Here is a 14,987-nt window from a genome sequence, read left to right as displayed (position 1 = left end):
ATGTTTCACGTGAAACATTTGAATTATGATGTTGTTGTAATCGGTGGCGGCCATGCGGGCGCCGAAGCCGCCCATGCCGCCGCGCGAATGGGTGTTCAAACGGCGCTGATCACAATAACCTTGGGCGGCATCGGCGTAATGTCCTGTAATCCAGCAATTGGCGGTCTTGGCAAGGGTCACCTTGTCAGAGAGATTGATGCACTGGACGGTGTCATGGGACGCGTGGCGGATCGGGCCGGTATCCAGTTTCGGCTTCTGAACAGACGGAAGGGCCCTGCCGTGCAAGGGCCGCGTACTCAGGCGGACCGTAAGCTTTACAGTGCGGCAATGCTGGACATAACGCGGGCACGTCCCGGCCTCCAAATCATTGAGGGCGAGGTTGTGGACATCCGTATCGCCAACGATCGGGCAGCCGGTGTTGTCTTGGCGGACGGGAGTGAAATATCAGCGCGACGGGTGATCTTGACGACGGGAACTTTCCTACGGGGCGTTATCCACTTGGGCGAGGAACGGATCCCGGCAGGAAGAATGGGCGATCGGCCCACGGTTAAGCTGGCTGAACGTCTTGATCACCTGGGGTTGCCACTTGGTCGGCTCAAGACCGGCACTCCACCTCGCCTTGATGGCAAGACAATCAACTGGGGCGAGGTCGATCGTCAGGAGGCGGACGCTGATCCGACGTTGTTCAGCTTCATGCACGACAAGCCGTTCGCTCGACAAATCGCATGTGGTATCACACATACCAACAATACCACCCACGATATTATTAGAGCCAACTTGCACCAGTCAGCAATGTATGGCGGTCATATAGACAGTGTCGGGCCACGGTATTGTCCGTCCATTGAAGACAAGATCGTTCGTTTTGAGGACAAGGAATCACACCAAGTTTTCCTCGAACCCGAAGGGCTTGATGACAATACCGTTTATCCCAACGGTATTTCGACCTCCCTGCCAGCCGACGTGCAAGAGGCTTATGTCCGTTCAATGATCGGCCTTGAAGATGCGGTCATCCTTCAGCCGGGCTACGCAATCGAGTATGATTACGTCGATCCACGGTGCTTGACACGGCAGTTGCAATTACAGGCGTTGCCCGGTCTTTTCTTCGCTGGCCAAATCAATGGAACAACAGGTTACGAAGAGGCCGCAGCGCAGGGACTCGTTGCTGGGCTTGCCGCAGCGAGTGAGATATTGGAGAAGGAGCCCGCAGAATTCGACAGGGCGAGTTCCTACATAGGCGTCATGGTGGATGATCTGGTGACGCGTGGGGTGACGGAACCCTATCGTATGTTCACATCACGGGCAGAATTCCGTTTGGCCTTGCGGGCCGATAACGCTGATCAGAGGTTGACGCCGATCGGACGAGAGCTGGGCTGTGTCGGAGATGCCCGTTGGAGTATGTACAATGAAAAGACCGAAACCCTCGCGCGGTTCAGGTCCTGTCTTGAAGATACACGAATCAGTTCGCGGGCGTTGTCGGAAGCAGGAGTGAAGGTAAATCCTGACGGTCCCAAACGGTCGCTCTTTGAAGCGCTTTCAATCCATGGAACGAATTTTTCGCAAATCTCTTCGTTCCTGCCGGAAGACGACCGGTGTGTCGAGCCTGGTATTGTCAGTCAGGCCGAGATTGAAGCGCTCTACCACCATTATGTTGCGCGACAAAAAAAAGACGTGGAATTACTGCGCAAGGACGAGGCGCTACGCTTGCCCTGCGATATCGACTACGGGACGTTGTCCGGCCTTTCAGGGGAGCTTGCTGCGAAACTCGAGAGGGTGCGGCCGGAAACGGTTGGTCAGGCTGGTCGGATCGAGGGGATGACGCCGGCGGCGCTCAGTCTGTTGGTGGCGGTTATTCGCAAGGCTGATGTTCGGACCAAGGCCAGTTGATGGGGGATGAGCTGATCGCTGGCTTGAGTGTTTCACGTGAAACATCGCAGGACTTGCAAACCTTCACCAAACTGACAAAGAAATGGACCCGAAGGATAAACCTTGTCGCGCCATCAACCGTTGACATCATCTGGGATCGCCACATCCGTGATTCCGCCCAGCTCCTGCAAAAAGCGCCCAATCAATGGCAGCACTGGCTGGACCTTGGAAGCGGAGGCGGCTTTCCGGGTCTTGTGATCGGCATCCTCGCGCCAAGGGACTGCCGTGTTACGCTGGTGGAGAGCGACCTGCGAAAATGCACCTTTCTGAGAACGGTAATCCGAGAGCTTGAACTGAACGTCAAAGTCGTAAACGCACGGATCGAAGAGCTTGAAGTCGACCCGGCAGACGTCGTGTCAGCGCGCGCGCTCGCGCCTCTTGGACAGCTCTTGGATTATGCGGCGCGAAGCCTCGATGAACGGGGAATCGCCTTGTTTCCGAAAGGCGAAACACATGCGACAGAAATTCTGTCCGCACAGAAGGCTTGGCACTTTGAGTACGACGCCCTGCCCAGTATAACCAACCCGAACGCCCGAATTCTCAGGATCGCAAGGATTAGGAAACGTGGATCTCAGCCGTAGCACCGACCCAAAGATAATCGCCATCGCCAATCAGAAGGGCGGGGTCGGGAAGACGACGACCGCCATCAACCTGGGCGCCGGTCTTGCGCGGTCCGGTCGTCGGGTTCTCCTCGTAGATCTTGATCCGCAGGGAAATGCTTCCACCGGCCTGGGCATGGATGATCGTTCAACAACCACCTATGATCTGCTTCTGGGGGACGTGCCACCGCAAGATGCTGCGCGCCTGACGAATGTAGAAAATCTGCTGCTCATCCCCGCCACAACGGACCTGAGTTCCGCTGATATCAACCTGCTCTCCAACGAAAAGCGCAGCTTCGTCCTGCATGACGCACTGCGACAAACGTCCATTGATGATTTGCATCTCGATTATATCCTGATCGACTGTCCGCCATCGCTCAATATTCTCACAATTAACGCGATGGTTGCGGCTCATTCCGTCATTGTTCCGCTCCAGAGCGAGTTCTTCGCGTTGGAGGGGCTTTCTCAGCTCATGCTTACCGTCCGTGAAGTGCGCCAGGCCGCGAACCCGGACTTAAGGATCGAAGGGGTGATCCTTACGATGTATGACCGACGCAACAATCTGTGCCAACAAGTCGAGAATGATGCACGCGACAACTTGCATGACCTCGTCTTTCGGACCGTGATCCCGCGAAATGTTCGACTCAGTGAATCCCCGTCCTTTGCCCTGCCCGTCATGGATTACGATGCCAATTCGACCGGAAGTCGGGCCTATCTGGAACTGGCTGCAGAAATCCTGGAGCGTGAAGGGCCAAGACATGAAAGGAAAGCGGTATGAGTGATAACAAATCGCGCACGCGCGGCTTGGGTCGCGGTCTATCCTCGCTCATGTCCGATGTCGTGACACAAGAGTCCGGGCCGCCCGATGCCGCACCGAGGAACGAGAGTCGTGCTGACCAGTCCGTTCCTATCGAAAAGATTCGGCCGAATCCGCACCAGCCAAGGCGTAGCTTCAACGATTCCGCCCTGTCCGAACTCGCGGAATCGATCCGTTCCAAAGGCGTCATTCAGCCTCTTATCGTTCGCGAGGCTGATGATGAAATGTTCGAGATCGTGGCAGGGGAACGCCGTTGGCGCGCGGCTCAGAAAGCCGGGTTGCATGACCTTCCGGTTCTTGTTCGGGATTTGTCGGACACCGAAGTCTTGCAATTCGCGATCATAGAGAACATTCAACGGGCGGACCTGAATGCCGTGGACGAGGCGACGGGCTATCGACAGCTCATGGATCGTTTCGATCATACGCAGGAAGAAATCGCGACGGCTCTTGGCAAGAGCCGCAGCCATATCGCGAATCTCCTGCGCCTTCTGACCCTCCCGAAAGATGTCCAGCAGCTTGTGTCGGATGGAAAGCTCTCTGCAGGCCATGCCCGGGCCCTTGTCGGCAAAGACAACGCAATCGATCTGGCAAGGCAGATCATAAAAGGCGACCTGTCTGTTCGACAGGCCGAGAAGCTGGCAAGCGATGTCAAAAAGGCCAAGGCACCAAGATCAAAAGCTGCAGAGAAAGATGCGGATACCAAGAGTATTGAGCGAGAACTTGCGGCGCACCTCGGGATGTCGGTCAGGATTGATCACGAAGCTGGTGGAGAGGCGGGCAAGCTGACGTTGAACTACCGCGATTTGAGCCAACTGGATGATCTACTCCGGCTCCTGTCCGGCGATTAACCATTCAAGAGCCGGTCAAGTACCGCGTTCAGTAGTGGTCGACCAGCGCGTGTCAAACGTAGTTCGCCTTGATCGAGCGTCACCAGGTTGAGATCGTATAAATATTTGATATTTTTAAATATTCTCATCTCATCCTGACTCGATAGCATTACCCCGTCCGAAAGACGCAGCCCCATCAGGAGTTTTTCCTGCAAGACTTCGGCCTCTGACAGGGCCCTACGTGTTTCAGCTGATCCGGTCCTGCTTGCCTGCAGCCAAGTCCCTGGGTCTTTGACAGACTCCGTCGACCAGCGCCGGCCACCGAGTGTCAACCGGCCATGTGATCCTGGTCCAATGCCGGCATAGTCGCCCCCTTGCCAGTAGATCAGGTTGTGACGGCTTTCTTCACCCGGCTTTGCATGGTTCGAGATCTCGTAGGCCGGAAGGCCCGCTCGTTCGGTGCGGTCCTGAGTCATGTCCCAGAGAGCCGTACCCAGATCTTCGTCAGGTAATCCATCCAGCTTTCCGCGATCAAAGCGGTCACCGAAAGCCGTGCCATTCTCGATCGTCAACTGGTAAAGCGACAGGTGTGACGGTTCAAACGAGAGTGCCCTGTCCAACTCTGCCTGCCAAGCCGTGACGGTCTGGTTTTGTCGGGCATAGATCAGGTCGAAACTGACCCGCTCAAAGACCTCTCTGGCGACATCAAGCGCCTTCAGCCCCTCACGCGAGGTATGGAGCCGACCAAGTCGCCGCAAATCCTCATCGTTCAGGGCCTGGAGACCCAGGGAAACACGGGTCACACCGGCCTGCCGATAAGCAGTGAAGCGCGCCGCTTCCACAGATGTCGGATTGGCTTCGAGCGTGATCTCGATATTGTTCTCCAGGCGCCAGTTTCGCCGCACCCGGTCGAGTATGCGTTCCACGGTGCGCCCTTCCATCAGGCTGGGCGTTCCGCCGCCGAAGAAGACCGACCGGAGGATACGGTCACCTGTTTCGTCCGCGACACGGTTGATCTCGCGCAGGTAGGCTTCTGTCCAGTCGTCTTGGTCGATGTTGTTCCAGATGTGCGAGTTGAAATCGCAATAGGGACACTTGGCCTGGCAGAATGGCCAATGGATATAGAGCCCGAAACCCGGATCAGGCAAAACAACCCTCGACCAGCTTTTTAAAGGCACGGGCGCGGTGGCTGATGCGGTTCTTTTCCCAACGATCCATTTCACCGAAAGTCACATCATAGCCGTCGGGCAGAAAGATAGGGTCATAGCCGTGGCCTTGGTCTCCCCGCATGGGCCAGACCACTTGACCAGCCATAACACCCTCGAAGACTTCGTCATGACCATCTGGCCAGGCCAGAACCAGTGTACAGCGAAACTGTGCGAGCCATGGACTCGGCACGTCCCGCTGTTCCAGCTCGTTCCGCGTGCGGGTCATTGCCTTGACGAAGTCCCGCCCGGTTTCTCCCTCGGCCCAGTCGGCGGTCTGGACACCGGGCGCGCCATCCAGACCATCAACCGTGATCCCACTATCGTCCGCCAAGGCCGGCAACCCGGTGGCACGGGCGCCGGCATGGGCCTTGATCCGAGCATTACCGACAAAGGACATCTCGGTTTCGTCAGGTTCCGGCAAACCGTGATCGGTATTCGAGCTCACAGAAATACCGAAAGGTGCCAGGAGCTCAGCGATTTCATCAAGCTTGCCCCGGTTATGGGTAGCGACAAGCAAGTCCCGGCCCTCGAATTTCCGTGTCACCCCAGGGCCTCCATCTGCATCCGGCCAAGCTCCGCAACGCCTTTTTGGGCCAATTCCATCAGCTCGTCCATCTGGCCGCGAGAGAAGGTGGCGCCTTCCGCGGACATCTGAACCTCGATCATGCGATCGCCAGTCATAACGAAGTTGCCATCGACACCAGCCTCGCTGTCCTCGGGATAGTCGAGATCCAGTACCGGCTGGCCGGCGTAGATCCCACAGCTGACTGCGGCAACAGGCTGTTCCAGTGGATCATGGGCCAGATCGCCTGCCTTGATCAGTTTCTGAACGGCCAACTTAAGGGCCACCCAGCCCCCGGTGATCGCGGCGCAGCGAGTGCCGCCGTCGGCCTGTATCACGTCACAGTCCACGGTGATCTGACGCTCGCCCATGGCCACCCGATCCGTCCCGGCGCGCAGGCTGCGCCCGATCAGGCGCTGGATCTCCACCGTGCGCCCGCCTTGCTTGCCCGCCGTGGCCTCGCGTCTCATCCGGCTGCCGGTCGAGCGGGGCAACATGCCGTATTCCGCCGTGACCCAACCTAGCCCAGACCCTTTGATAAAGGGTGGTACGCGCTCTTCGATGGAGGCGGTACAAAGCACATGCGTGTCTCCGACCCGGATCAGGCAAGATCCCTCCGCGTGTTTCGTTACACCGGTTTCGATGGAAATCGGCCGCATCTCGTTCAGGGTCCGTCCAGAGGGTCGCATGTCTCATCCTTCATTCGTTTTGCTGCGGGGATACGCGCCCTGCCCTGCAATTCCAACCCCGATTGACCTTTGCAGACAGCGGTATTTAATGTGTCCGATCGAACCAGGATCGTAGTTATGGCTGAGCAGACACCCTCCATCTCGGAACTCAACGACCGCTCGCGCGAGGTCTTTCGCCGCGTGGTCGAGGGTTACCTTGACACGGGCGCCCCCGTGGGCTCGCGCACGCTGACCCGCGCCTTGGCCGAAAAGGTCAGTGCAGCGACGATTCGCAATGTCATGCAGGACCTTGAGCATCTTGGCCTTCTCGACAGCCCCCACGTCAGCTCCGGACGCATCCCGACACAGCTTGGCCTACGCATGTTCGTCGATGGCCTCCTGGAGGTAGGGGATCTGGACGGAGAGGACCGCGCCCGCATGGACCAGACCCTCGGAGGCAACGATCAGGACGTAACCACGGCCCTGGACAGGATTGGTTCGGCGCTGTCCGGGGTCACACATGGCGCGAGTCTTGTCTTGACCCCCAAGCATGAGGCCCCGATCAAGCATATCGACTTCGTGAACCTGGCCCCTGATCGTGCGCTCGTAGTGCTGGTTTACGGCGATGGCCATGTCGAGAACCGGGTTTTCACCCCCCCGCCAGGCCAGACCCCGTCTTCCATGCGGGAAGCGGCGAATTTCATAAATGCGATCGCCGAGGGCCGAACCTTGGCAGAGCTCAGCACTGGCATCGCGCGAGAGATTGATGCACGTCGACAAGAAATCGACATTCTCGCCCGCGAGTTGGTCGAGAACGGTGCCGCGATCTGGGAGAACCCGGGCGAATCATCGGAACGGCTGATCGTCCGGGGGCGCGGGAACCTGATCGCGGATCAGGAAGAATCTGACCTTGACCGCATCCGATCGCTTTTCGACGATCTTGAACGCAAGCAGGACATTGTGGATTTCCTTGATCTCGCCGAAACCGGTGACGGTGTGAGGATTTTTATCGGTTCCGAGAACAAGCTTTTTTCACTTTCGGGTTCATCTTTGGTGGTCTCTCCATATATGAACGCTGACCGAAAGATCGTTGGCGCCGTCGGCGTCATCGGGCCGACCCGCCTGAACTATGGACGGATCGTGCCGATTGTGGATTACACCGCGCAGTTGGTTGGGCGACTGATCTCGAACCGCGGATAGGAAGGCGAATATGAGCAGAGCGAAAGCAGAAGAGCAGACCCCGGAAGAGCCGGTAGAGGATATCGCGGACGAACCCCTGTCGCTTGATGAACTAGCCGCAGAAGGCGACGAGATCGAGGCGCTCAGAACTGAGAACGCCGAGTTGAAGGATGCCTATGTCCGCGCGCTTGCCGACGCCGAGAACACGCGCAAGCGTGCGGATCGTGACCGTCGCGAGGCCGAGAACTATGGCGGTTCACGCCTCGCACGGGACCTCTTGCCGGTCTATGATAACCTTGATCGCGCCCTTCGCCAGGACAGCGAAGAAGCCAGCGCCTTCGACAAGGCCCTTCTTGAAGGTGTCGACCTGACCATGCGCGAGCTCCTGAAAGTTTTCGAAAAGCATGGGATCACCACGATACAGCCGCAGTTGGGTGACAAGTTCGACCCGCAGTCGCACGAAGCGATGTTCGAGGCACCTGTTCCCAACACGTCATCTGGCGATATCATCCAAGTGTCTGCCACCGGGTTCATGCTCTACGATCGTTTGCTGCGTCCCGCTCAGGTCGGTGTCAGTTCGACCCCCCAGGCGACCCCTGATCCGACGCCGGAGACATGAGCGCCTTGAGCTCGTAGACGAGGTTAAGCGAATCTCGGGGTGTCAGGGTGTCGGGAAACACATCTTTGAGGCGCTGTTCTACCTGAGACACGTCGCTGGCGGCGTCCGCGCGAACTGTTGATGTAGCCGAGAACAGTGGCAAGTCGTCAATCAGCCTGTCGCGCCCGCCTTCGCGCTCGCCCTTCTCAAGCATATCAAGCACGATCTTGGCCCGGTCCAGTACCGGGGCAGGAAGCCCGGCAAGACGCGCGACTTGCACGCCATAACTGCCCTCGGCTGTGCCCCGAATGACCTCGTGAAGGAAAACGACCTCGCCCTCCAATTCACGGACGCGGATTGTGGCGTTCTCGACACCTTCCAGCCGGTCGGACAGCGCCGTCATCTCGTGGTAGTGCGTTGCGAACAGGCACCTGCTCTGGTTCACGTCGTGCAGGTATTCCAACGTGGCCCAGGCAATCGATAGCCCGTCGTAGGTCGAGGTGCCGCGCCCGATCTCGTCAAGGATTACCAACGCCCGGTCGTCGGCCTGGTTCAGGATCGCTGCGGTCTCGACCATTTCGACCATGAAGGTAGAACGCCCCCTCGCCAGGTCGTCCGAGGCGCCGACCCGGCTGAAGACTTGGCTGACCAGCCCCAGATGGGCCGCCTTGGCCGGCACGAAGGAGCCGATCTGCGCCAGAACGGCGATCAGTGCATTTTGCCGCAGGTAGGTTGACTTACCGGCCATGTTGGGGCCAGTCAGGAGCCATATGGATTGTTCGCTCAAGTCGCAATCATTGGCGACAAAGGGTCTTCCCCCTCGCTTCAGCGCCGCCTCGACAACCGGATGGCGCCCGCCTGAAATCTCGAAACTCCGGCTTTCATCCACCCGTGGGCGGGTCCAGTCTTCTTCTTGGGCCAGTCGGGCCAGTGCGAAGACGATATCGATCTCCGCCAGCGCCCGCGCAAGCGCCGAGATTTGCGCGCCATTTTTGATTATATGTTCTCTCAGGCCGGAATAGAGCCGCTTTTCAATTTCCAGACTCTTGCTTCCGGCGTTGATTATTCGGGTTTCCAGCTCGTTCAGTTCAAGCGTCGTGAACCTGACCTGGTTAGCCGTGGTCTGACGGTGGATAAAGGTCTCCGAAAGAGGCGGCTGCATCATCTTTCCAGCATGGGTTGCCGTGGTCTCGATGAAATAGCCCAGAACGTTGTTGTGCTTGATCTTCAGTGCGCCAATGCCAGTCTTTTCAGCGTAGTCCGACTGCATGCTCGCGATGACCGAGCGGCCTTCATCACGAAGTTTGCGAAACTCATCCAGTTCGGACTCATAGCCAGGCGCAATGAAATTGCCGTCACGGGTCAGCAAGGGCGGCTCGGCCACCAAGGCCGCGTCGAGAAGCGCACCGATCTCGTCCAGACCGACGAGATCCTCCCGGGCCGAGGCGAGAAGATCCGGCATCTCGTCGGGCAGTAGTGCATGAATGTCCTGCGCTGCGGCGATGGAGTTACGAAGCGCTGCCATGTCGCGGGGACCGCCCCGGTCCAGCGCGAGCCGGGACAGTGCCCGGTCGAGGTCGTGAACGGATTTCAGGATATCGCGCAGGTCCTCGACAAGGATGGTTTGCCCAAGCGCCCATTCGATACTGTTCAGGCGCGATTCCACCGTTTCAAGCCTCCGCGAGGGGGCAGAAACCCGCCGCTCCAGAAGGCGCGCGCCTGGCGCGGTCACGGTTCGGTCGATCACACCCAACAGCGAGCCGGATCGCCCGCCATTCATCGAGGTGGTAAGCTCCAGCGACAGCCGCGTTGCTGCGTCGATCTGCATGGCGGCATCCCGATATTCCTTGATCGGCGGGCGCAACAGCGGAAGATTGCTTTTCTGGGTGATCTCCAGGTATTCGACCACGGCTGCCAGCGCTGCGATCTCGTGCCGCCCGAAGGCACCGTATCCATCAAGTGTATCGACCGAATAGAGCCTACACAGGCGTGAAACACCGTTTGTACTGTCGAAGGCCGCATTTCCCAAGACGGTCAAGGCAGCACCCGAGTCCTCGATCACCTTGCCGAAATCCTCCTTCGCGTTGTCGGGCACCAGAACTTCGCGCGGGGCGAGCCGGGCCAGCTCCGGGCCCATTGCCACCGGTGCGCAGGTCAGCACTGAAAGGCTGCCGGTCGAGATATCTGTCCAGGCGATGGCCAGTTGGTCACGCACCCTTGCGACGGCGGCCAGGTAATTGTGGCGCCGGGCGTCCAGCAGGTTCTCCTCGGTCAGCGTTCCGGGTGTGACAAGCCGCACGACCTCGCGTTTGACCACTGCCTTGGAGCCGCGCTTCTTGGCTTCTGAGGGATCCTCCATCTGTTCGCAAACCGCGACACGGAACCCTTTGCGGATCAGGGTTAGAAGGTAGTTCTCGGCAGAATGGACCGGCACGCCGCACATCGCGATATCTTCGCCTTGGTGTTTGCCGCGCTTGGTCAGGGCGATATCTAGCGATTCCGCGGCGGCGATGGCATCGTCAAAAAACAACTCGTAGAAATCGCCCATCCGGTAGAACAGCAGGGCATCGGGGTGGCCCTCCTTGATCTCCAGGTATTGTGCCATCATCGGTGTGACAGCCGCCGATGTGCCGCTCATTCATGCCCCCGAATGCCTGTTGGCTGACCCTAAACCAGACCATGTTAGCGACGAAAGCCGAAAAGAGAGCGGTTGCCCCGCCAAGGTCCTTTCCCGTAAAGCTGCTCGCGCTGGCCGGGAGGGACAACATGACCAAGCAACGCATCACGCGCGAGGAAGCGCTGCAATTCCACATCGAGCCGACGCCCGGCAAGTGGGAGATCCAGCCGACGGTCCCGATGACCACGCAGCGTGATCTGTCGCTTGCCTATTCCCCCGGCGTGGCCATGCCCTGTGAGGAAATCCACGCGAACCCCGAAACCATCTACGACTATACCAACAAGGGTAACCTCGTGGCCGTGGTCTCGAACGGCACGGCCGTCCTCGGCCTGGGCAATCTTGGAGCGGCCGGGTCCAAGCCGGTAATGGAGGGCAAGTCGGTGCTGTTCAAACGCTTTGCCGATGTGAATTCCATTGATATCGAGCTGGATACCGAGGACCCGGATGAATTCTGCAAGGCGGTCAGGTTGATGGGACCGACCTTTGGTGGGATCAACCTCGAGGATATCAAGGCGCCCGAATGTTTCATCATCGAACAGCGCCTCATGGAAGAGATGGACATCCCCGTCTTCCATGATGACCAGCACGGCACTGCCGTGATCTGCGCCGCCGGGTTGATCAACGCACTGCACTTGTCGGGAAAGAAAATCGAGGATTGCCGAATCGTTCTGAATGGCGCCGGAGCCGCCGGCATCGCCTGTATAGAACTGCTCAAGTCCATGGGGGCGCGGCACGAGAACTGCATCGTCTGCGACACCAAGGGCGTGATCTACCAGGGTCGCACCGAAGGCATGAACCAGTGGAAATCGGCCCATGCGATCAAGACGGACCTGCGTAGCCTGGAAGAGGCAATGGAGCGGGCCGACGTGTTCCTCGGGGTGTCGGTCAAGGGAGCGGTGACGCCCGGGATGGTCGAGAGCATGGCCGACAACCCTGTGATCTTCGCCATGGCCAACCCCGACCCGGAAATCACTCCCGAGGAGGCCCATGCCGTGCGGGTCGATGCCATCGTGGCCACCGGGCGCAGTGATTATCCAAACCAGGTCAACAACGTTCTTGGCTTTCCCTACCTGTTCCGCGGCGCGCTGGACATCAATGCACGCGCCATCAATGACGAGATGAAGATCGCCTGCGCCGATGCACTGGCTGAACTGGCGCGCAAGGACGTGCCCGACGAGGTCGCGATGGCCTATGGCCGCAAGCTGACTTTCGGGCGCGACTACATCATTCCGACCCCCTTCGACCCCCGCCTGATCCATGTGGTTCCGCCCGCCGTGGCCCGTGCCGGGATGGAAACGGGCGCTGCGCGTCGGCCCATCGTCGACATGGACGGTTACGAGGAATCGCTCAAGACTCGGATGGACCCGACCGCCTCGATCCTGCGTGGCATCAATGCCCGGGCTCGCAAGAACCAGTCGACCGTGGTCTTTGCAGAGGGCGACGACCCCCGCGTTTTGCGCGCCGCCGTCTCCTATCAAAGGGGCGGTTATGGCAGGGCGCTGGTCGTGGGCCGGGAACAGGACGTCAAACAGAAGCTCGAGTCCGAAGGGTTGGGCGATGCCGTGCGCGAACTCCGCGTGGTCAACGCGGCCAATACTGACTACCTCGAGACTTACAAGGAATTCCTTTATCATCGGCTCCAGCGCAAGGGGCACGACCGGCACGACATCCACAGGCTTGCTGCCCGGGACCGGCATGTGTTTTCGGCCCTGATGCTGGCCCACGACCATGCAGACGCCATGGTGACCGGGGCGACACGCAAATCGGCACATGTGCTTGAACTCATCAACCATGTTTTTGACGCCAACCCCCATGACGGGGCCGTCGGTGTTTCAGCGGTGCTGAACAAGGGCCGGATCGTTCTCATCGCCGACACGCTGGTGCATGAATGGCCTGACGAGAAAGACCTGGCCGATATCGCGGAACGCGGCGCCTCAGTGGCACGGGACCTGGGCCTGGAACCGCGCGTCGCCTTCCTGTCCTTCTCGACGTTCGGCTACCCCGTGTCCGAGCGGGCCACCAAGATGCACATGGCGCCGCGCGAACTGGACGCCCGCGGCGTGGATTTCGAATACGAGGGCGAAATGACCGTTGATGTCGCCCTGAACCCCAGGGCCATGGAAAACTACCCCTTTTCCCGCCTGACTGGCCCGGCCAATGTCCTTGTGGTGCCCGCGCGGCATTCGGCCTCGATCTCGGTCAAGTTGATGCAGGAAATGGCCGGCGCGACGGTGATTGGCCCGATCCTCTCGGGCATCGACCGGCCCATCCAGATCTGTTCGACTACATCCACGGTCAACGACATCCTGAACATGGCCGTTCTGGCAGCCTGCAAGGTGGGGTGATGACGCTCTGGAACCTTGGCTCGATCAACACGGATTACATTTACGACGTGCCGCATATTCCGGCTCCGGGTGAAACCATCACCTCGTCCGGGCGGCAGGTATTTCTTGGTGGAAAGGGCACCAATATTTCGGTCGCCGCTGCGCGGGCCGGAACGCATGTGTGCCATATTGGTGCGGTGGGCGCAGACGGGCGCTGGGCGGTCGATCGGCTCATGGAATACGGCGTTGATACCCGATACATCTCCCAGGTCGAGACCGAGACTTGCCAAGCCATGATTTTCGTGGATCCGGTTGGGGAAAACACCATCGTGTTGCACCCCGGCGCGAACATGGCGATCCCGCCCGACGCGTTGGAACAGGCCCTGACCCGGGCAAGAACCGATGACTGGCTGGTCATGCAGAACGAAACCTGCCTGCAGACCGAAGCGGCCGAATTGGGCAAGGCCATGGGCCTTCGGGTCGCTTACGCCGCCGCGCCCTTCGAGGCTGATCGTGTCACGGCGGTTCTGGACAGCCTCGATTTCCTGATTCTGAACGCGCTTGAGGCCGAGCAGTTGGAGCAGGCCATTGGCCAATCCCCCGGAGCTCTGCCGGTGGAGCATGTAATCGTAACGAAAGGTGATGACGGTGCGACATGGTTTGGCCCGGAAGGCCCAGTCCATATTTCGGCCCTGACTGTCAAGCCTGTGGACACAACCGGAGCAGGCGACACCTTTACAGGGTATGTGCTGTCGGGGCTGGCGCGCGGTGTGCCGATGCGACAGGCAATGGACCAGGCCAGCCGCGCCGCCGCGCTTATGGTCACACGACATGGTACCGCTGACGTGATCCCAGACCTGGCCGAGGTGCAGGCTTTTCGCGGCTAGTTCACGAAGGGGGCGCCATCGCCCCAGAGCTGGCGGATACGCTCATCCCGGCCGCAAGCCTCGCGGTAGAAATCATAGGCTTCGGCTTTCGTCTTGATCCCACGCCGCGTGATGATCCGGTCCTGCCCCTTGTAGTAGTCTTGATGGTAGGACTCGGCCTCATAGAAGGGCGCGACGTCCAGGATCGGGGTCACGATGGATCGGCCCAGCTCGCTTTCAGCGGTGGCCTTGGCGGCCCGCGCTTGTTGCCTTTCCGAAGAATCAGAGACGAAAATGGCGGTGCGATAGCTTTCGCCACGGTCACAGAACTGGCCGCCGGCATCCGTTGGGTCGATCGAGCGAAAGAACAGGTCATAAAGCTGACGGGCCGAGACGCGATCAGCGTCATAGCGGATTTCCACGGCCTCGTAGTGCCCGGTGCCGCCGCGCGTCACTTGCTTGTAGGTGGGGTTCTCGACCGTGCCTCCGGTGTAACCCGAGACGACCTCCTGAACGCCGGCGACCTTCTCGAAATCGGCCTCGACGCACCAAAAGCAGCCACCGGCCACGGTCAGAACCTGCATGTCCCGCGCCTGCGCGGTGGTCGATTGCACGATCCATCCCAGGACAATTGCCCCGATCAGGATGGCGGTCTTAAGGTTCCGGCTTACACGAGTCATTGTGCCCCTCCATGCGATTGGAACATGAGGGCCAGATTGCTGCGGGACAATTCAAGGGC

13 protein-coding genes are annotated in these 14,987 nt (G+C 59.4%); 8 read left to right on the top strand and 5 right to left on the bottom strand.

Annotated elements, in window-relative coordinates; genetic code table 11:
- The 4 genes from mnmG to VJ897_RS05415 are packed head-to-tail and all read left to right on the top strand — an operon-like array spanning position 1 to position 4,187.
- On the top strand, positions 1-1,884 hold the full coding sequence (gene mnmG, locus VJ897_RS05430) for a tRNA uridine-5-carboxymethylaminomethyl(34) synthesis enzyme MnmG (RefSeq protein WP_324053983.1): 1,884 nt from the start codon (positions 1-3) through the stop codon (positions 1,882-1,884).
- Entirely contained in the window at positions 1,881-2,504 is a 624-nt protein-coding gene (gene rsmG, locus VJ897_RS05425; protein ID WP_324053981.1) for a 16S rRNA (guanine(527)-N(7))-methyltransferase RsmG, read from the top strand. Before mnmG ends, rsmG begins: the two co-directional genes overlap by 4 nt.
- Positions 2,488-3,300 carry a ParA family protein gene (locus VJ897_RS05420; protein WP_324053979.1) on the top strand — a complete coding sequence of 271 codons (813 nt, stop codon included), beginning with the start codon at positions 2,488-2,490 and terminating at the stop codon, positions 3,298-3,300. Before rsmG ends, VJ897_RS05420 begins: the two co-directional genes overlap by 17 nt.
- A complete protein-coding gene (locus VJ897_RS05415) occupies positions 3,297-4,187 on the top strand; it encodes a ParB/RepB/Spo0J family partition protein (RefSeq protein ID WP_324053977.1) in 891 nt (296 codons plus the stop codon). Before VJ897_RS05420 ends, VJ897_RS05415 begins: the two co-directional genes overlap by 4 nt.
- On the opposite strand, the gene hemW is transcribed toward VJ897_RS05415, so the two are convergent.
- Genes hemW through rph form a run of 3 tightly spaced genes read right to left on the bottom strand, consistent with a single transcriptional unit; the run spans position 4,184 to position 6,625 of the window.
- Positions 4,184-5,314, bottom strand: a complete 1,131-nt coding sequence (gene hemW / locus VJ897_RS05410; protein WP_324054033.1) for a radical SAM family heme chaperone HemW — start codon at positions 5,312-5,314, stop codon at positions 4,184-4,186. The genes VJ897_RS05415 and hemW overlap by 4 nt on opposite strands.
- On the bottom strand, positions 5,307-5,918 hold the full coding sequence (rdgB, locus tag VJ897_RS05405; protein WP_324053975.1) for an RdgB/HAM1 family non-canonical purine NTP pyrophosphatase: 612 nt from the start codon (positions 5,916-5,918) through the stop codon (positions 5,307-5,309). Before rdgB ends, hemW begins: the two co-directional genes overlap by 8 nt.
- Positions 5,915-6,625: a ribonuclease PH gene (gene rph / locus VJ897_RS05400; RefSeq protein WP_324053973.1), complete on the bottom strand. Its 711-nt coding sequence runs from the start codon at positions 6,623-6,625 to the stop codon at positions 5,915-5,917. The genes rdgB and rph overlap by 4 nt, the downstream gene beginning before the upstream one ends.
- A 117-nt stretch (positions 6,626-6,742) precedes the next feature.
- On the opposite strand from rph, the gene hrcA reads away from it, so the two are divergent.
- Complete coding sequence (gene hrcA, locus VJ897_RS05395) at positions 6,743-7,804, top strand: heat-inducible transcriptional repressor HrcA (protein ID WP_324053971.1); 1,062 nt, start codon at positions 6,743-6,745, stop codon at positions 7,802-7,804.
- A gap of 10 nt (positions 7,805-7,814) precedes the next feature.
- Entirely contained in the window at positions 7,815-8,402 is a 588-nt protein-coding gene (locus tag VJ897_RS05390) for a nucleotide exchange factor GrpE (protein WP_324053970.1), read from the top strand.
- On the opposite strand, the gene mutS is transcribed toward VJ897_RS05390, so the two are convergent.
- The gene (mutS, locus tag VJ897_RS05385) at positions 8,356-11,019 is read right to left on the bottom strand and encodes a DNA mismatch repair protein MutS (protein WP_324053968.1); all 2,664 of its coding nucleotides are present in this window, start codon (positions 11,017-11,019) and stop codon (positions 8,356-8,358) included. The genes VJ897_RS05390 and mutS overlap by 47 nt on opposite strands.
- Positions 11,020-11,147: 128 nt before the next feature.
- On the opposite strand from mutS, the gene VJ897_RS05380 reads away from it, so the two are divergent.
- Both VJ897_RS05380 and VJ897_RS05375 read left to right on the top strand, forming a co-directional pair.
- Entirely contained in the window at positions 11,148-13,403 is a 2,256-nt protein-coding gene (locus tag VJ897_RS05380) for an NADP-dependent malic enzyme (protein ID WP_324053966.1), read from the top strand.
- Positions 13,403-14,269, top strand: a complete 867-nt coding sequence (locus VJ897_RS05375; protein WP_324053964.1) for a ribokinase — start codon at positions 13,403-13,405, stop codon at positions 14,267-14,269. The genes VJ897_RS05380 and VJ897_RS05375 overlap by 1 nt, the downstream gene beginning before the upstream one ends.
- On the opposite strand, the gene msrA is transcribed toward VJ897_RS05375, so the two are convergent.
- The gene (gene msrA / locus VJ897_RS05370) at positions 14,266-14,928 is read right to left on the bottom strand and encodes a peptide-methionine (S)-S-oxide reductase MsrA (protein WP_324053963.1); all 663 of its coding nucleotides are present in this window, start codon (positions 14,926-14,928) and stop codon (positions 14,266-14,268) included. The two genes, VJ897_RS05375 and msrA, sit on opposite strands and share 4 nt — an antisense overlap.
- Between the last annotated feature and the right edge of the window lie 59 nt (positions 14,929-14,987).

The organism is Salibaculum sp., assembly GCF_035270045.1.
GTDB lineage: Bacteria > Pseudomonadota > Alphaproteobacteria > Rhodobacterales > Rhodobacteraceae > Salibaculum.
The sequence above is the reverse complement of the archived record's forward strand: the minus strand, read 5'-3'. Positions and strand labels throughout refer to the sequence as shown.

What these genes read in the sequence shown, in the direction of transcription:
- mnmG (WP_324053983.1), top strand. Translation starts at nt 1, where the DNA reads ATGTTTCACGTGAAACATTTGAATTATGATGTTGTTGTAATCGGTGGC.
- VJ897_RS05415 (WP_324053977.1), top strand. Translation starts at nt 3,297, where the DNA reads ATGAGTGATAACAAATCGCGCACGCGCGGCTTGGGTCGCGGTCTATCC.
- rph (WP_324053973.1), bottom strand. Translation starts at nt 6,625, where the DNA reads ATGCGACCCTCTGGACGGACCCTGAACGAGATGCGGCCGATTTCCATC.
- hrcA (WP_324053971.1), top strand. Translation starts at nt 6,743, where the DNA reads ATGGCTGAGCAGACACCCTCCATCTCGGAACTCAACGACCGCTCGCGC.
- VJ897_RS05390 (WP_324053970.1), top strand. Translation starts at nt 7,815, where the DNA reads ATGAGCAGAGCGAAAGCAGAAGAGCAGACCCCGGAAGAGCCGGTAGAG.
- mutS (WP_324053968.1), bottom strand. Translation starts at nt 11,019, where the DNA reads ATGAGCGGCACATCGGCGGCTGTCACACCGATGATGGCACAATACCTG.
- VJ897_RS05380 (WP_324053966.1), top strand. Translation starts at nt 11,148, where the DNA reads ATGACCAAGCAACGCATCACGCGCGAGGAAGCGCTGCAATTCCACATC.
- VJ897_RS05375 (WP_324053964.1), top strand. Translation starts at nt 13,403, where the DNA reads ATGACGCTCTGGAACCTTGGCTCGATCAACACGGATTACATTTACGAC.
- msrA (WP_324053963.1), bottom strand. Translation starts at nt 14,928, where the DNA reads ATGACTCGTGTAAGCCGGAACCTTAAGACCGCCATCCTGATCGGGGCA.